This window comes from Kineosporia sp. A_224 (genome assembly GCF_002198655.1).
Taxonomy (GTDB): Bacteria; Actinomycetota; Actinomycetes; order Actinomycetales; family Kineosporiaceae; genus R-H-3.
Genome location: NZ_MWLN01000107.1, coordinates 22860 through 39470 on the forward strand (window position 1 = coordinate 22860; position 16611 = coordinate 39470).

The 16611-nt window shown below is 74.6% G+C and carries 17 protein-coding genes; 12 read left to right on the forward strand and 5 right to left on the reverse strand.

Going from position 1 to position 16611, the window contains the following annotated elements; all coding sequences use genetic code 11:
• Nucleotides 1–32 precede the first annotated feature (32 nt).
• From EDJALFJO_RS34165 to EDJALFJO_RS08750, 4 genes are read left to right on the forward strand one after another with little or no spacing between them, the layout of a single operon-like run.
• Complete coding sequence (locus EDJALFJO_RS34165) at nucleotides 33–746, forward strand: hypothetical protein (protein WP_158220348.1); 714 nt, start codon at nucleotides 33–35, stop codon at nucleotides 744–746.
• Nucleotides 747–761: 15 nt separating this feature from the next.
• Nucleotides 762–1295 (forward strand): hypothetical protein, encoded by a 534-nt coding sequence (locus EDJALFJO_RS08740; RefSeq protein ID WP_088284239.1) that lies wholly within the window; start codon nucleotides 762–764, stop codon nucleotides 1293–1295.
• Nucleotides 1277–1888: a hypothetical protein gene (locus EDJALFJO_RS34885; protein WP_088284241.1), complete on the forward strand. Its 612-nt coding sequence runs from the start codon at nucleotides 1277–1279 to the stop codon at nucleotides 1886–1888. Before EDJALFJO_RS08740 ends, EDJALFJO_RS34885 begins: the two co-directional genes overlap by 19 nt.
• Nucleotides 1889–1906: 18 nt before the next feature.
• Nucleotides 1907–3139, forward strand: a complete 1233-nt coding sequence (locus EDJALFJO_RS08750; RefSeq protein ID WP_088284243.1) for a DUF480 domain-containing protein — start codon at nucleotides 1907–1909, stop codon at nucleotides 3137–3139.
• Here EDJALFJO_RS08750 and EDJALFJO_RS33315 read toward each other — a convergent pair.
• From EDJALFJO_RS33315 to EDJALFJO_RS08765, 3 genes are read right to left on the reverse strand one after another with little or no spacing between them, the layout of a single operon-like run.
• On the reverse strand, nucleotides 3117–3461 hold the full coding sequence (locus EDJALFJO_RS33315) for a hypothetical protein (protein WP_143448390.1): 345 nt from the start codon (nucleotides 3459–3461) through the stop codon (nucleotides 3117–3119). The genes EDJALFJO_RS08750 and EDJALFJO_RS33315 overlap by 23 nt on opposite strands.
• The gene (locus EDJALFJO_RS08760; RefSeq protein ID WP_088284245.1) at nucleotides 3458–4066 is read right to left on the reverse strand and encodes an RNA polymerase sigma factor; all 609 of its coding nucleotides are present in this window, start codon (nucleotides 4064–4066) and stop codon (nucleotides 3458–3460) included. The genes EDJALFJO_RS33315 and EDJALFJO_RS08760 overlap by 4 nt, the downstream gene beginning before the upstream one ends.
• Nucleotides 4063–5670, reverse strand: a complete 1608-nt coding sequence (locus EDJALFJO_RS08765) for a sodium:solute symporter (protein ID WP_198950138.1) — start codon at nucleotides 5668–5670, stop codon at nucleotides 4063–4065. Before EDJALFJO_RS08765 ends, EDJALFJO_RS08760 begins: the two co-directional genes overlap by 4 nt.
• Before the next feature lie 113 nt (nucleotides 5671–5783).
• On the opposite strand from EDJALFJO_RS08765, the gene EDJALFJO_RS08770 reads away from it, so the two are divergent.
• Nucleotides 5784–6035 (forward strand): DUF3311 domain-containing protein, encoded by a 252-nt coding sequence (locus tag EDJALFJO_RS08770; RefSeq protein ID WP_088284247.1) that lies wholly within the window; start codon nucleotides 5784–5786, stop codon nucleotides 6033–6035.
• On the forward strand, nucleotides 6032–7723 hold the full coding sequence (gene mctP, locus EDJALFJO_RS08775) for a monocarboxylate uptake permease MctP (protein WP_088284249.1): 1692 nt from the start codon (nucleotides 6032–6034) through the stop codon (nucleotides 7721–7723). Before EDJALFJO_RS08770 ends, mctP begins: the two co-directional genes overlap by 4 nt.
• Nucleotides 7724–7786: 63 nt before the next feature.
• Here the strand turns inward: mctP and EDJALFJO_RS08780 are convergent, their stop codons facing one another.
• Nucleotides 7787–8608, reverse strand: coding sequence for a hypothetical protein (locus EDJALFJO_RS08780; RefSeq protein ID WP_143448391.1), 822 nt, complete (start codon nucleotides 8606–8608; stop codon nucleotides 7787–7789).
• A gap of 91 nt (nucleotides 8609–8699) precedes the next feature.
• On the opposite strand from EDJALFJO_RS08780, the gene EDJALFJO_RS34890 reads away from it, so the two are divergent.
• The 6 genes from EDJALFJO_RS34890 (at nucleotide 8700) to EDJALFJO_RS08815 (ending at nucleotide 15424) form a co-directional block, all read left to right on the forward strand.
• Nucleotides 8700–9554, forward strand: coding sequence for a hypothetical protein (locus EDJALFJO_RS34890; RefSeq protein ID WP_198950139.1), 855 nt, complete (start codon nucleotides 8700–8702; stop codon nucleotides 9552–9554).
• 120 nt (nucleotides 9555–9674) lie between these two features.
• Nucleotides 9675–11153, forward strand: a complete 1479-nt coding sequence (gene hemG, locus EDJALFJO_RS08795; protein WP_088284253.1) for a protoporphyrinogen oxidase — start codon at nucleotides 9675–9677, stop codon at nucleotides 11151–11153.
• 58 nt (nucleotides 11154–11211) lie between these two features.
• Nucleotides 11212–12255 carry a DNA polymerase IV gene (locus tag EDJALFJO_RS08800; RefSeq protein WP_198950140.1) on the forward strand — a complete coding sequence of 348 codons (1044 nt, stop codon included), beginning with the start codon at nucleotides 11212–11214 and terminating at the stop codon, nucleotides 12253–12255.
• 93 nt (nucleotides 12256–12348) lie between these two features.
• Entirely contained in the window at nucleotides 12349–13809 is a 1461-nt protein-coding gene (locus EDJALFJO_RS08805) for an APC family permease (protein WP_088284255.1), read from the forward strand.
• Complete coding sequence (locus EDJALFJO_RS08810; protein ID WP_088284257.1) at nucleotides 13806–14324, forward strand: universal stress protein; 519 nt, start codon at nucleotides 13806–13808, stop codon at nucleotides 14322–14324. The genes EDJALFJO_RS08805 and EDJALFJO_RS08810 overlap by 4 nt, the downstream gene beginning before the upstream one ends.
• Nucleotides 14324–15424, forward strand: a complete 1101-nt coding sequence (locus EDJALFJO_RS08815; RefSeq protein WP_088284259.1) for a PotD/PotF family extracellular solute-binding protein — start codon at nucleotides 14324–14326, stop codon at nucleotides 15422–15424. Before EDJALFJO_RS08810 ends, EDJALFJO_RS08815 begins: the two co-directional genes overlap by 1 nt.
• A 29-nt stretch (nucleotides 15425–15453) precedes the next feature.
• On the opposite strand, the gene mraY is transcribed toward EDJALFJO_RS08815, so the two are convergent.
• Complete coding sequence (mraY, locus tag EDJALFJO_RS08820; protein ID WP_088284261.1) at nucleotides 15454–16554, reverse strand: phospho-N-acetylmuramoyl-pentapeptide-transferase; 1101 nt, start codon at nucleotides 16552–16554, stop codon at nucleotides 15454–15456.
• Between the last annotated feature and the right edge of the window lie 57 nt (nucleotides 16555–16611).

Genomic DNA, 16611 nt, shown 5'->3' on the forward strand with positions numbered 1-16611 from the left:
AGGGGACCGGGGATCTTCCTAGCGTCGACGGCATGATCTCCACCGGTTCCCGGGCCAACCGGGTACGCACGGTCTGCGGACTCGGACTCGGCCTCGCCCTCGCCCTCGTGCTCACCGCCTGCTCGGGCGGGTCGACCACCGCCGGCCCCGCGCCCGCGGTCACCGTCACGGTCACCGCGGCCGCCGCTCCGGGCAGCGCGGCGGCCGGCGCGACCGGCAACACATCAGCCCCGTCGACCGGCGGTGCGGCCCGCCCGGCCGCGTCGTCCACCACGAGGCGTCCTGCGGCCCGGCCGAGCACGTCGAAGCGGCCCTCGTCGTCGACGACCTCGTCGGCGAGCGACCCCGGCCCGGTCCGCGGCCAGGTCCGGATCGACCTCGACACCCTCGGGTGCGTCTACGTGCCGTCGGCCTCGGGCGACGACGACGCCGTCGTCGTGAGCAGCCGCGTCGTCGGGGACGCGCTGAGCCGGCCGTTCCAGGTGTCGCTGCGCGCGGTCGCGGCCGGCCGGGACGACCAGTCCGCGGCCGTCGTCCGGCTCCCCGGCGGCAGCCACGGGGCGCCGGTGTCGGTGCGCGCCACGGTCTTCGCCCCGACGGCGCCGTACACCGCGCAGCTCACGCTCTCGATGGCCCCGCAGAACCTCCCCGACGACGCGGACGCCGACAACCGGCTCGGCGTCTCGGTCGACCTGCCGTTCCCCCGGCCCGCGGGTCGCGTGCCGGTCACCTGCTACGTCAACTGACCCCAGGAGCCCGTCATGAGCACGAACCCGAGCACCACCGGCACGGTCCTGCGCTGCGTCCGGGCCGTCGCGGCCGTGGGCCTGTGCACCCTCGCTCTCACCGCGTGCGGTCCCGGCGGCTCGTCGGCCGCCCCGCCGTCCGGTGCGGGCACGTCGCCGGGCAGCGCCGCGGCGCAGCCGGCACCGAAGTCCCTCACGGCCGCCTGCGACGCCGTCGCGAAGGCCGTCGACGAGGCGACGGGGAAGTTCGCCGAGGCCCTGACGTCGAACGCGACGGGCGCCGCCGCGCAGGACGCCGCGGCCCAGCAGCGCAGCGCGGACGCCATCCACGGGATCTTCGTCGCGTGGGCCGGAGCGATGCGGGGCCAGGTCGGCCGCACCGGTGACGCCGACCTCGACGCGATCCTCACCGACTACGCCACGGAGATGGACAAGGTCGCCGCGAGCATCACGACCCACGCCGACATCTCCGACGGCGGCCGGTTCGACTCCCCCGAGCTGCAGGCCGTCAACGCCCGCCTGGAGAAGAAGTGCGGGACGACGAGCTGACGTCGGCCACCGACGACGGTTTCGTCCTCGACGTCGCGGCCCGGCGCGGCGCCACCCTGCACCCGCGGACCGCGCCCGCGGACGACGACGTGCGCGGCGGCGTCCGGCACCTGCTCGTCGGCCGGACGGACGGCGTCCCGTGGTCCGTCACGCTCCTGCCGGGCTCGCCGGGCTCGCCGGGCTCGCCGGGCTCGCCGGGCTCGCCGGGCACGACGGCCCGGGACGCCGTCCCGCCCCGGATCGTCTGGTGCTGCGCGGATCCCGCCGTCACGGCCGCCGCACCCGACGGCCCCGGCCGCCGGTTCGGCGTCCGGCGCGGCGGCCCCGGCCCGGGCGGCTGCCTCGGCCCGGGCTGGACCGTCGACGACCCGGGCGGTGTCCTCGACGACGACCTCGTCCCGCTCGTCCTGCACTGGCCACCGGCCCGGTGGGGACCGGCCGACGAGCGCCCGGCCCGGCTCGACGCCGTCCTCCTCGGGGCGCAGGGCCTGGAGGTCACCGCGCACGGCTGGTGGGCCGGTGCCGCGGCGCTCGACCAGCTGGTCACCCTCGGCGTCGAGGTGGCCGACCGGCTCCGGCGCACCGGACCGTAGCGGCCTACGCTGACGGTCATGACCGACCTCCCCGTTCTGGACGCCGTCGAGCAACGGGTTCTCGGCTGCCTCCTCGAGAAGCAGGTGACCGTCCCGGCGACCTACCCGCTGACGCTCAACGCGCTGCGCACCGCGTGCAACCAGACGTCGAGCCGCGAGCCGGTCATGGACCTCGACGAGCACGCCGTGGAGACCACCGCCCGGGCGCTGCGCGACCGCGGGCTGCTGCGGATCGTCTGGGCCGACACCGGGCGGCGCGTGCTCAAGTACCACCAGACCCTCACCGAGGTGCTGGGCCTGGCGGACGACGAGCGCGCCCTCGTCACGGTGCTCCTGCTGCGTGGCCCGCAGGCGCCGGGCGAGCTCAAGGTGCGCACCGAGCGGCTCCACGGCTTCGCTGACCGGGATGCCGTCGCGGCCTGCCTGCAGCGGCTCGCGGACCGCGACGAGCCGCTCGTCCGCCAGCTCGAGCGGCGGCCGCGCGAGCAGGACCACCGCTGGGTGCACCTGCTCGGGCCGGTCGCCGACAGCGGCCCGGAGACAGCAGCCGCCGGCGCGGCCGCCACGGCCCCGGCCGTGGACCGCGACCGCCCGATCGCCGACGGGCCGGACGCCCGGGACGCCCGGGTGCGCTCCTCCTACGCGGCCGTCGCGGTCACCTACGCCGCCCGCCTGACGACCGAGCTCGACGACCTGCCCTTCGAGCGCTGGCTCCTCGACCGCACCGCCGCCGCGGCGGGCCACCGGCCCGTCGTCGACGCGGGCTGCGGCCCGGGGCACGTCACGGCCCACCTCGCCGCGGCGGGCGCCGACGCCCGCGGGCTCGACCTCACCCCCGCCATGGTCGACCAGGCCCGGGAGCGCTTCCCCGACCTGCGGTTCGACGTCGGGGACCTGACCCGGCTCATCCGCCCCGAGACCGCCGACGGCTGGGGCGCTGTCCTCGGCTGGTACTCGCTGATCCACCTCGCCGGTTCCGAGCTGCCCGCGGCGGTCGGGGCGCTGGCCCGGCCGCTCGCACCCGGTGGCGTCCTGCTCCTCGGGCTGCACGCCGGCCAGGAGGTCCGGCACCTCACGTCGTGGTTCGACGAGGACGTCGAGCTCGACCTCGTGCTCCACGAGCCGGCGGACGTCGTCGCGGCGGTCACGGCGGCCGGGCTCACCGACGTCGAGTGGTACCTGCGCGGCCCGCTCGAGGGTCGCGGCGAGACGACGCAGCGGCTCTACGTCATGGCGCGCCGGGCGGGCTGACCGCGGACGGAGCGGTACCGGTCGGAGCGGCACCGGACGGCGCGGTACCGGACGGCGCGGCACCGGAGGGCGCGACCGCGGGCGCCGGGGCGTCGAAGACGACCGGCGCCGCCGGGGCGCTGCGGTTGAGCGCCCACAGCCCGACGCCGTCCGCGGCGGCGAGCAGCACGGCGGCGACCGCGAGCCCGGTGAGCCGGCGCCGGCGCTCGCGGCGCCGCCAGTCGAGGAGCGCGCGCTCGTAGGCGTCCGGGCTCGTCCGGACGGTGCCCGCCATCGCGCCGAGCGCCTCGCGGAGCCGCGCGACGCTCTCGGTCTCGTTCATCGGCACTCCTTGAGGGCCTTGGTGAGGGCCGCCATCCCGCGGGCGGTGTGCGACTTCACCGCACCGCACGAGATCCCCATCGTCGCGGCGACCTCGGCCTCGCTGAGGTCGAGCCAGTACCGCAGGACGAGCGCCTCGCGCTGCCGGTCCGGCAGGCCGCGCAACGCGTCGACGACCTCGCGGTGGTCCTCGCGGAGCACGACCTCCTGCTCGGCGGAGCCGGCGTCGGGCAGGCCGGGTTCGGGGTGCCGCCGGACGACCTGCAGGTGCCGCAGCCGCATCCGGACGAGGTTGCAGACGACCGACCGCAGGTACGCCGGCGCCGCGGCGGGGTCGCGCAGCCGCGGCCAGCGCAGGTAGAGCTCGCAGAACGCCTCGGAGGCGATGTCCTCGGCGTCGCCCTGCGCCCCGACCAGGACCGCGAGCCGGACGAGCTCGGTGTGGTGCCGGTCGAACAGCGCCGTCACCGCGGCCTCGCGCTCGAGGTCGCGCAGCCCGCCCCAGCCGGGCAGGCCGGGCCGCCGCGCGGACGGCGTCCCGGCGTCCGGGGCGGGCGTCCCGACATCGGGCGGTGCTGCAGGCACCGGTGCGGGGTGCTGGGTCATGCGCCGACCTCCCACTCGCTGGCGATCTTCCCATCGATCCCGGTCCCTGTGGAGTCCAGGCCGCGGGCGACCCCGGCCCGGTCGAGCAGCGGGGTGAGGGCCGCGACGAGCCCGAGGTTCACGGCGAGCGCGACGAGCCCCGCGTAGACGCCGACCGTCGTCCCGCCGACGTCGACCCGGGTCACCGCGACGAAGCCCTGGGCCGCGACGAGCCAGGTCCCGACGGCGACGCCCGCGACGAGGCCGGCGAGCAGCGCGTACCGGTGCGGCCGGCGCAGGAGCAGCCCGAGGACGACGGCAGGCAGCGTCTGCAGGATCCACACCCCGCCGAGGAGCTGGAGGGTGATCGCGTCCTGGGCGCGCAGCCCGACGACGAACGCGAGCGCCCCGACCTTGACGAGCACCGAGACCCAGCGGGCCACCCGGGCGACCTGCTCGGGCAGCGCCGTGGGGTTGAGGTACTCGAGGTAGACGTTGTTCGCGAAGGTCGTCGCGGCGGCCACGGACATCACCGCGGCGGGCACGAGCGCGCCGATCCCGAACGCCCCGAGGACGGCGCCGGACGCCCCGGACGGCAGCAGGTCCCGCACGAGCGCCGGGAGCGCGAGCTCGGCGTGCCCCGGCGGCACCCGGATCCCGTCGGCCCGCGCGGCGAGCCCGCCGAGGGCGAGGACGGCGAGCAGCGCCGTCCACCCGAGCAGCCCGATGCTCACCCGCCGGACGACCCCCTCGGAGCGGGCGGCGAACGTGGGCGTCAGCACGTGCGGGTACAGCACGAGGGCGAGCGCGGACCCCACCGCGAGGCTCACGTAGGCCGACCCGAGCCCGTCGGGCAGGAGCAGGGAGCCCTGCCCGGACGGCGTGCCCGCGAGCGCGGACCCGCTCTCCCGGAACAGGTCTGCGGCCCCTCCGGTGGCCCGCAGCCCGAGGACGACGAGCAGCGCCGTCGCGGCGAACGCGAGGACGCCCTTGACGGGGGCGACGGCGGCGGGCGCACCGAGCCCGTGCCGGAACGTGCCGACGGCGAGCACCGTGAACGTCGCGGCCATCGCGAGATCGGCCGCGACGCTGTCCGCCGGGAGCCCCATGACGGTGAGCGCGGCCGACAGGCCGAGCAGCTGGAGCGCCACGTACGGCATCGTCGCGAGCAGCCCGGTCACGGCGACGGCGAGCGCGAGGGTCGGGCTGTCGAACCGGGCCCGGACGGCGTCCGCGGGCGTGAGCCAGCCGTGCCGGCGGGCGAGCCGCCACAGCCACGGCAGCACGACGTACCCGAGCTGGAAGACGACGACGACGTACGGCACGGCGAAGAAGCCGAGGCCGCCGACGCCGTAGACGAGGGCCGGGACGGCGACGAAGGTGTACGCCGTGAAGATCGCGCCGCCGAGGAGGAACCAGGTGCGGACGGTGCCGAGGCTGCGGCCCAGCAGCGCCCACTCGACGAGCTCCTGGCCCGGTGCCACGCTGCGCCGCCAGACCGGCCGCCGGTGCGCGACGAGCGTGACGAGGGACGCCGCGCCGAGCACGAGCGCGAACGCGAGCAGTGCCGCCCGGTCGGGTCCGGGCGGCACCGCCTCGACGACGCTCCGCGGCACTGCGGTCATGTCCATGCAGTTGCGGGGCGGGCCCCGAAGGTTTACCCGCGACGGTGGCAACTTCTGCCCGGAACGGGGCAACTCTCTCCACGACCCGTGTCCCCGCCTCCGAGGGAGTTCCCATGACCGACGTCCCCGACGACGTGCCCGCCGGTCGGCGCGACCGATCCACGACCGGTCTGCCGACCGGCTGGTTGCTGCTCCTGCCGCTGCTGCTCGTCGTCTACCCGCCGCTGTACAACCGCACGGACCCGGAGCTGTTCGGGATCCCGTTCTTCTACTGGTACCAGCTGGCCGTGATCCCGGTGAGCGTCGTCTGCACGACGGTCGTCTACTTCACCGGTCGCCGTACCCGCCGCGGGAGCACGCGATGAGCGAGCACGGCGTGGAGATCGCCGTCTTCGTCGCGCTGTTCGTCCTCGTGAGCGGGCTCGGCTTCTTCGCGGCGCGCTGGCGCCGGCCGAGCACCATGGAGCACCTCGACGAGTGGGGCCTGGGCGGGCGCAGCTTCGGCTCGTGGATCACGTGGTTCCTCATCGGCGGTGACCTCTACACCGCCTACACGTTCGTCGCGGTGCCGGCGCTGCTCTTCGGGGCCGGCGCGGCCGGCTTCTTCGCCGTCCCGTACACGATCGTCGTCTACCCGATCGTCTTCTACGTGCTGCTGCGGCTGTGGTCGGTGAGCCACGTCCACGGGTTCGTCACCCCGGCCGACTTCGTCCGGGCCCGGTTCGGCAGCCCGACCCTCGCCCTCGTCGTCGCGGTCACCGGCATCGTCGCGACGATGCCCTACATCGCGCTCCAGCTCGTCGGGATCGAGGCCGTCCTCAAGACCGTCGGGGTGCGCGGGCACGTCCCGATCGTCGTGGCGTTCGCGATCCTCGCGGCGTACACGTACAACTCGGGGCTGCGGGCGCCGGCGCTCATCGCGTTCGTCAAGGACGCGCTCATCTACGTCGTCATCATCGCGGCGGTGATCTACATCCCGGCGAAGCTCGGCGGCTGGGGGGCGGTCTTCGACGCGGCGGACGCGAAGTTCGCGAAGTCCCCGAACCCCGGGGACGGCACGCTGCTCCCCGGCGCCGGCCAGGTCCAGTACGCGACGCTCGCCTTCGGCTCGGCGCTCGCGCTGTTCCTCTACCCGCACTCGGTGACCGGCGTCCTCGCCTCGAAGGACCGGGGCACGATCAAGCGGAACATGGCCGCGTTGCCCGCGTACTCGCTGCTCCTCGGGCTGCTCGCCCTGCTCGGGTACATGGCGATCGCCGCGGGCACCAAGCCGTTGCCGACGGGCGACACGCTCGTGGCGACCGACGGCACGGTGATCGGCCCGAAGACCGACGGCAACACCGTGATCCCCTTGCTCTTCGACCAGATGTTCCCGCACTGGTTCGCCGGTGTGGCGTTCGCGGCGGTCGCGATCGGCGCCCTCGTGCCGGCGGCGATCATGAGCATCGCGGCCGCGAACCTGTGGACCCGCAACGTCTACCGCGAGTACCTCAACAAGGACGCGACCCCCGCCCAGGAGGCGCGCAGCAGCAAGATCGCCTCGCTCGTCGTCAAGCTCGGGGCCCTCGTCGCGATCCTCGCCCTCGACCCGCAGTTCTCCATCGACCTGCAGCTCATCGGCGGCGTGATCATCCTGCAGACCCTGCCCGCCGTGGGCCTGGGGCTGTTCACCCGCTGGTTCCACCGTGGCGGGCTCGTCGCCGGCTGGGCCGCCGGGATGGCGGCCGGCTGGTGGCTGCTGTGGAACGTCCCGCAGACAGCCGTCACGGCGGCCGGTCCGAAGATCCTTCGCGAGCACTTCGGCGGCTCGGCCTTCAAGCTCAGCGAGCTCGGGTTCGACACGACCGTCACGGTCTACGCGGGCTTCCTCGCCGTGCTCGTCAACCTCGTCGTCGCCGTCCTCGTGACGCTCGCGCTGCGGGCGGCCGGCGTCGCCGACGGCCGGGACGCGACGTCCGGGCCGGACTACGACGCCGACGCCGGCGACCCGCGCGTGCACGACCTCGACCTGCACGCGCCCGTCACGGTGCGGGAGGAGCCGGTGCAGTACTAGGCGCCGACGAAACCACCGTCGACGAGCGGGCGGCCCGGCCACGTCGGCCGGGCCGTTCGCGCGTCAGGCGTCCGGCGCCGCGACGGCCATCAGGACGCGCTGACCGGCCGGCGCGAACCCGAGCCCGCGGTACCAGACCCCAGCGGCCCCGTCGTCCGCACGACCGAGGACGACGACGTGGTCGGCGACGCTCCTCGACATCTCGCAGAGGGCGGCGAACGCGGCCCGGCCGAACACCTCGTCCCGGGGCGCGTAGACCGCGCCGACGCGGACCATGCCCGCGACGCAGCGGCTCCGTGTCGCGACCCCCTCGGGGACGCCGTCGACCTCCCACAGGACGGCACCGCCGTACGAGAGCGGCTCGTCGACGAGGTACGCGAGGTCGGTCGGCTCGTCGGGGACGCCGGCGAGGAGGTCGCCGTACCAGGAGACGAGCAGGCCACGGTCGGCCAGGGTCGCCGTCCGCGCCCGCCCCGGGGCCACGACTCCCGGGCCGTCGGGGCCGAGCCGGTGAACCTGGGTGCGGCGCGCTGCGACGAGCCTGCTCCCGTGCCGTGCCTGCCACACCCGCGTCGCGGCCCCCTCGTCCCGGCCGTCGACCTCGCACGGCGCGAGGTCCGGCAGCAGGTCGACGAGCTGCTCCAGCGCGGGCCGCGGCATCGGCGACAGCACCGGCCGGTGCCCTGGGGCCACGACGACCGCCCCGGCGACCTCGCCGACGTCGTCCCGCCACCAGCCGAGAAGCAGGCCCGGGGCCTTCGAGGGTCGTGCCTCGAGGTAGGCGGCCTCGGTGAGGAGCACGGTGCAGGCCAAGGGATCATGCGCCAGGAAGGGTTCTGCGGCTGCCCGGAAGGCCGCCGCGTCCCGGGTCGTGGACCAGACCATGCCCCAGTGTGGCCCGCCGCCGGCCGCTCCGGGCCGCTCCGGGCCCCTCCGGCGGACGGAGGCGCTCCGAAGCGGCGCTAGGGTCACAGGTATGGCTGACTGGAAGAGAGTGACGCGCGACGCCGTCGTCGCCGCGGTGCACGAGTACGACCAGGTCGGCCAGGCGGAGTTCCTCGCCCGGCACGGCTTCGGCCCGGCGACGGGATACCTGCTCGAGCACGAGGGGAACCTCTACGACTCCAAGGCGATCGCCGGCGTCGCGTACGAGCTCGCGACGGGCGAGAGCCTGTCGTCCGACGACTTCCGCGGCGGCAGGGCCGGGTCCGCGGCCGTGCTCCGTCGCCTGGAGTTCGTCGTCCAGAGCCCGGAACCGACCGGCCCGGCCGCCGCGCGCCGCCCGGGCACCCACTGGGCGGACGACGAGAGCCCGGTCGCCTTCGCCGACGCCCAGGCGCTGTGGGCGGACGCCGCCCGTGACCGGCTCATCGCCGTCGCCGGGGTCTACCACGCGATCACGACGTACAAGGAGCTCTCGAAGCAGGTCCAGGACGACTCCGGGGTCCGGACGACGCAGCTCATGCACTACTGGATCGGCGACGTCCTCGGGCTCGTCGCGCTCGACTGCGCCCGCCGCGAGGAACCCCTGCTCTCGTCGCTGTGCGTCAACGCCGAGGGGTCGGTCGGCCCGAGCTACGCACCGTCGGTCGCCTCGCTGCGCGGCGCCGAGCCCAAGGACGCCGAGGACCACGCGGCCCTCGAGCGGCTCGCCTGCTACAAGCACTTCGGCGCGACGATCCCGGCCGGCGGTGGCCGCCCGGCCCTGACCCCCGCCGTCCAGCGCCGCAAGGACCGGGCGGCCGCCCAGCGCCCCGAGCGCCGCGGCGCAGTCTGCCCGACGTGCTTCGTGGAGCTCCCCGTCACCGGGCGCTGCATGCTCTGCGGCTGACCGCCGTCCGCCTCCGCGTCGGAGTCCGAGCAGGAGTTCGCAGGGACGTTCGACCCGGAGGCACCCCCTGGGCGTCGACCACGGTGGAGACACCCGACATCCACCTCCAGGGGGTCCGCCGTGCCAGTGCCGCTGCGTGTCGTCGTCGTGGGCGGCGGGGTCAGCGGCCTCACCGCCGCCTACCACCTCGCGCACCGGCTCCCGGCCGAGACCGGCGTCGCACCGTCGATCACGCTGCTGGAGGCCGGTGAGCGGCTCGGCGGCAAGGTGACGACGCGGCACGTCGCCGGCATCGCCGTCGACACCGGCCCGGACGCGCTCCTCGTCCGGGACGCCTGCGTCCGGGACCTGCTCCTCGACCTCGGGCTCGCCGACGCCCTGAGCCGACCGGCCTCCCGGCGGGCCTACGTCTGGGCCCGGGGCGCCCTGCGGCCGCTGCCCGCGATGTCGCTCTTCGGCGTGCCGGACAACCCGTTCGCCCTCGTCCGCACCGGGATCCTCACCGTGCGCGGCGCGGTCCGCGCGGCGGCCGACCTGGTCCTCCCGCGGCGCCGGCTGCCCGCGGACCCGAGCATCGCCGAGCTGCTGCGCCCCCGCCTCGGCGCCGAGGTCTTCGACCTGCTCGTCGAGCCGATGCTCGGCGGGGTGCACGCCGGCCGCGCCGCGGAGCTCAGCGCGCGCAGCGCCGTCCCGGACGTGCACCGGGCCGTCACCGCCGGCCGCAGCGCGTACCTGTCGCTGCGCGAGCGGCGGCGCCGCGCGTCGGTCCCCGCGGACCCGGGCCGGACGACGCCCGACGGGACGCCCCGGATCGCCCCGGGGATGGTCACCCTGCCCGGCGGGCTCCAGGGCCTCACCGACGCGATCGCCGCGGCCACCCCCGGCGCCGACCTGCGCACCGGCGCCCTCGTCGCCGCCCTGGACCGGGTCGAGGACGGCACCTGGACGGTCCGGCTCGCGGACGGCGAGGAGCTCACGGCCGACGTGGTCGTCCTCGCCGCCCCGGCGCACGCGACCGCACGGCTCCTCCTGCCCCACTCGGCGGCTGCCGCCGACGCCCTCGACGCCATCCCGTACGCCGGCGTCGCGACCGTCTACCTCGCCTACCGCACGCAGGACGTCGGCCGCCCGCTCGACGGCACGGGCTTCCTCGTCCCGCCGAGCGAGGACCGGTTCCTCGTCGGCTGCACGTGGACCACCGCCAAGTGGGAGCACCACGCCGACACGGTCGCGCGCGGCGTCACCGTCGTCCGGTGCGCCGTCGGCCGGCACGGCGACCGGCGCTGGCAGGGCATGGACGACGGCGCGGTCGTCGACGCCGTCCACCTCGAGGTGGCCGAGGCGCTGGACGTCCGCACCCGCCCTCTCGAGACGGCCGTGCAGCGCTGGCCGGGTGCGATGCCGCAGTACACCGTCGGGCACGAGGCACGCCTCGCCGTCCTCGACACCGAGCTCGCCGCCCTGCCCGGCGTCCACCTCACGGGTGCCGGCTACCGCGGCGTGGGCCTGTCCGGCTGCATCGCCCAGGCCGACGCGCTCGCGACCCGGATCGCGCTCGCCGCGGCCCGCAGGGCCGAGCCGGTCCGGCCGGCCGGCTGAACCCGGCGAGCGCGGCGGGCCCTCGTGCGGCACGTGCCGCGTCGGGTTCACTGGTCCGATGGACGGCGCGACCCGCCCCTGGGTGCTGCACGTGGACCTCGACCAGTTCATCGCGGCGGTCGAGGTGCTGCGGCGCCCGGAGCTCGCCGGCCTGCCGGTCATCGTCGGCGGCCGCGGCGACCCGACCGAGCGGGCCGTCGTCTCGACCGCGTCGTACGAGGCGCGCGCCTTCGGTGTCGGCTCCGGGATGCCGCTGCGGATCGCGGCCCGCAAGGTGCCGGACGCCGTCCTGCTGCCGGTCGACGCGCCCGCCTACACCGCGGCGTCCGAGCAGGTCATGGCGGTGCTGCGCGCCCACGAGGGCGCCGTCGTCGAGGTGCTCGGCTGGGACGAGGCGTTCGTCGGGGTCCGCACCGACGACCCGGAGGCCGTCGCCCGCGCCCTGCAGGCCGCGGTGCTCGCCGCCACCCGGCTGCACTGCTCGGTCGGCATCGGGGACACCAAGGTCCGGGCGAAGATCGCGACCGACTTCGGCAAGCCGCGCGGGGTCTTCCGGCTGACGGCCGCGAACTGGTTCGACGTCATGGCGGACCGGCCGACCCGGGCCCTGTGGGGCGTCGGCGCGAAGGTCTCCGCGCGCCTGGCGACGCACGGGATCACGACCGTCCGCGAGCTCGCGGACGCCGACGTCCCTACCCTCGTCGCCGAGTTCGGTCCGCGGATCGGCACCTGGTACGCCGATCTCGGCCACGGGCGCGGTTCCGCGACGGTCGACGACACCCCCTGGGTCGCCCGCGGGCACAGCCGCGAGCACACCTACCAGCAGGACCTCACGGCACCCGAGGAGATCGCGGCCGCACTGCGGGCCCTGGTCACCGAGGTGCTGGCGGACATCGTCGCCGAGGGCCGCCCCGTCGTCCGCCTGACGCTCAAGGTGCGCTACAAACCCTTCTTCACCAAGACGTTCAGCCGCACGTTGAAGGCGCCGACCACCGACGCGGCCCTCCTGGAAGGCGAGTCACTCGCGCTCGTCGCCCGGCGCGAGGAGGGCCGGGCGGTCCGGCTGCTGGGCCTGCGGATGGAGATGACGCCGCCGCCGTGACCTGTTCTCCCGGGCACCGGTCCTGTTACCTTCGGCCCAAGATCGATCCGGCGTCGTCGGACGACCCCCTGATCGGGTGGGCAGGAGGACGTGATGTCCGTAGGTTCCGAGCCGGCCCCGCCGGGCGACGGCGTGGCCACGGCGACCCCGGTCGTCGACGTCGTCACCGTCACCCGCAAGCTGGGCCTGGGCGCGATCATCGGGATCATCTTCTTCTCGGTCTCCGGCGGCCCGTACGGCCTCGAGGACGTCGTCGGCTCCTCCGGCGCGGGGATGGCGATCCTGCTCATCGTCCTCACCCCGCTCATCTACAGCCTGCCGATCGCGCTCATGGTCGCGGAGCTCGCGACGCTGATGCCCGTCTCCGGCGGCTACTACCAGTGGGTCAAGGAGGCGCTCGGCCCGTTCTGGGGCTTCCAGGCCGGCTGGTGGGCCTGGGTGGCGAGCTGGTTCGACCTGGCGATCTACCCGGTGCTCTTCGTCGAGTTCAGCGCCTACTTCCTGCCGTGGCTCGAGACCGAGTCGATCGCCGGCCTCCCGGTGAAGTGGGTCGTCGAGCTCGCCTTCATCTGGGCCTTCGCCGCGATGAACATGGCCGGGTCGTCCATCGTCGGCGACTCCTCGAAGCTCTTCCTCGTCATCGTGCTCGCACCGTTCCTGCTCATCGTGCTCATCGGGCTGTTCAAGATGGACGCCAACCCGGCGACCCCGTTCGTCCCGGACGGGCTCTCACCCGCCGAGGCGTTCGGCGCCGGCCTGTTCGTCATCATGTGGAACTACTCCGGCTGGGACGGTCTGAGCACCGTCGCCGGGGACATCGACAACCCGCGCCGGAACTACCCGCGGGCGCTGGCGATCACCATCCCGATGATCACCCTCATCTACCTGATCCCGACCGTGGTGGCCCTCTCCGTCGTCGGCACCGAGGACGTCGAGTGGACCGCGGGCGCCTTCACGGTCGTCGCCGAGGGGGTCGGCGGGCGGTGGCTCGGGCTGTTCCTCGCCTTCGCCGCCGTCGTCTCCGCGATCGGCCTGTTCTCCGCCTGGCTGCTCAGCTACTCGCGGATCCCCTTCGCCCTCGCCAACGACGGGTACCTTCCGGCGGGCCTGGTCCGGGTGCACCCACGCCGGGGCACCCCGGTCCGCACGATCGTCGTCGCAGCGGTCATCTGCTCGGTGGTCACCTTCTGGGCGTCCCTCGACGAGGACTCGTTCGGGCAGCTCGCGAGCCTGTCGGTGCTCGTCGGCGGCTGCGTGATCATGCTGGAGTTCATCACCCTCATCGTCATGCGGCGGCGGCACCCCGAGCTGGTGCGGCCGTTCCGGGTGCCGGGCGGGGACTGGGTGCCGTACCTGCTCATCACGCTCCCGGCCGCGGTCATCGCCACGGCCGTCTACTTCACCGTGCTGGAGTCGGGCTGGATGGGCGGCATCGGGTACGCCGTCATCGCCCTCTCCACCGGCGTCGTCGCCTACCTCGCGTTCCGCGGGACCAGGGCTCGGCGCGGCATCGACAAACGGGTCGACTTCGAGACAGGGGAGCTGCGCGGATGAACGTCCAGGCCCGACCCGAGGACTGGGAGGAGCCGGTCCGGCTGCCCGAGGTGAGCGTGCCCCGGCGGCTCCTGGTCCCCTTCGACGGCTCCCACAACGCCGAGCGTGCCCTGGCCTGGGCCGCCACGACGGCGAGCGCGACGGACGGCGAGGTCGTCGTCCTCGTCGGCTACGAGCAGCCGCTCACCATGCGCGGTCGCGGCGCCCCGTACATCGAGTCCGTCCGCGAGGACCTCGAGACCGAGGCCAAGGAGCTGGCCGCCGAGGCGGTCGGGCTGCTCGTCGCCCGCGGGGTGCGCTCGCGCGGGATCGTCGTCAAGGGCGACGTCCCGCGGGCGATCCTCGACATGGCCGAGTCCGAGGCCTGCGACCTGATCGTCATCGGCCGGCAGGGCCTGTCCGCGGAGGTCGGCGGCGTCACCGGTGCTCTCGACCGCATGCGCGACATGCTCCAGGGCGGCGTGGCCGACAAGGTCGTCCGGCACTCCCCGGTGCCCGTCCTGGTGGTGTCGTGATGTCTGCGCGCGGGGTCAGCCGGCGCGGCTTCCTCGCCGCGTCCTCGACCCTCGGCGGGGCCGCGCTGCTCGGCACGCTGGGCGGCTGCTCGAAGCAGGCAGCGGACGGCCGGGTCAGCTTCCTCAACTGGCAGGACTACGTCGACCCGACCCTGCTGCCCGACTTCACCGCGAAGACCGGGCTGGACGTCGGCTACGAGACCTACGAGAGCAACGACGCGCTCGAGGAGCGGCTCGCCGCGGCCGGGGTGATCCGCAAGGGCGGCCGCAAGGCGACGACGTTCGACCTCGTCGTCCCGAGCACGGACCTGTTCCGCCGGCTGCGGGAGGCGGACGCCCTCCAACCGCTGGACACGTCGGTGGTCACCGAGGCCCTCCTCGGCAACCTCGCACCGGAGATGCGCCGGCTCGAGGTCGACACCGGCAACCGCTACGCGGTCCCGTGGGGCACCGGCACGACCGGGATCGGCTACGACACGAGCGTGTTCAGCACGCCGCCGACGTGGGACGTCTTCGCCGACAGCACCCACGCCGGGAAGATGTCGCTCCTCGCCGAGCGCCGGGAGGCGTTCGCGGCGGCGCTGCTCGCCCTCGGCAAGGACCCGAACACGACGACGGCCGCGGACGTCGACGCGGCCGCGGACCGGCTCCTCGCCTTCGCGGCCAACGCAAGGTTCGACTCCGCCGGCTACCTCGACGCCCTCGCCGACGGCACGGTCGTCGCCGCGCAGGGGTACAACACCGACGTCCTCCAGGCCCGCAAGCGCAACCCGAAGCTGGCCTTCACGATCCCGCCGCAGGGCGGCACCCGCTGGGTCGACCTGCTGTGCATCCCGAAGGACGCCCCGAACTCCGACGGCGCCAACCGGCTCGTCGCGTTCTACCTCGACCCGAAGGTCTCGGCGACCAACGCCGCGTACAACCTCGTGTCGACCGGAAACCAGGCCGCCCGCGAGTTCGTGCCGGCCGACCTGCTGAACGACCCGGCGGTGTTCCCGCCCGAGTCGGTCGTGGCCACCCTCATCGAGATCAAGGACCTGGGCGCCGCCGGGGACCTCTACGACGCCGCGTGGGAGCGGGTGACCAAGGCGCGGTCCTGACGCCCGGAGCCCGTACCAGCGGCCCCGGGTCAGAGTCCGTCGACGACCCACTCGGCGTAGAAGGCCCCGAGACCCGTCGCCACGCACACGCCGCAGATGATCCAGAACCGGATCGTCACGGTGATCTGCTCCCAGCCGAGCAGCTCGAAGTGGTGGTGGATCGGGGTCATCCGGAACAGCCGCCTGCCGACGCCGCCGTTTCGGCGCTTCGTCGCCTTGAAGAAGCCCACCTGGAGGATCACCGACATCGTCTCGAGCACGAAGAGCCCGCCCAGCACGATCATGAGCAGCTCGGTACGGGTCATGATCGCCAGCCCGGCGAGCGCCCCGCCGAGCCCGAGGGAGCCGGTGTCACCCATGAAGACCCGCGCCGGTGAGGCGTTCCACCACAGGAAGCCGATGCAGGCACCGGCCACGCAGGCGGCGACCACCGCCAGGTCGAGCGGGTCGCGCACGTCGTAGCACCGGGGCGAACCCACGGAGCGGCAGCTCTGGTTGAACTGCCAGACGCCGATGAGCACGTAGGCGCCGAACACCATGGCGCAGGCTCCGGCAGCCAGACCGTCGAGCCCGTCGGTGACGTTCACACCGTTGCTCGCGCCGGCGATCATGAGGTTCGCCCACAGCACGAACAGCACGACCCCGACGACGGCACCCTGGAAGCCGAGGTCCAGCCAGGTGTCCCGCACGACGGAGATCCGGTAGCTCGCCGGCGTGACACCGTCGCGGGAGAACCGGGTCGCCAGGAGGGCGAAGACGACCGCGACGGCGGTCTGCCCGACGAGCTTCTGCGCCGGCCGCAGGCCGAGCGACCGCTCGCGGGAGATCTTGGTCCAGTCGTCGAGGAAGCCGACGAACCCGATCCCGGCCATGAGGAAGAGCACGAGCATCCCGGACACGGTCGGGCCGGACCGGGTGAGCAGGTGAGCGATCGCGTACCCGGCCGCCGAGCCGGCGATGATGACGAGGCCGCCCATCTGGGGCGTGCCGCGCTTGGTGCTGTGCATGGTCGGGCCGTCGTGCCGGACGAACTGGCCCCACCCCCGGCGGGTGGCCAGCGGGATGAACGCCCGCGTGCCACCCAGCGCGATGACCAGCGCGGCGAACGCACCGATGAGCACGCGCGTCACCGGCGGCCTCCTGGATGCAGGGCTGTGGTCAGGATGCCGGGGAGCCTACGCACCTCG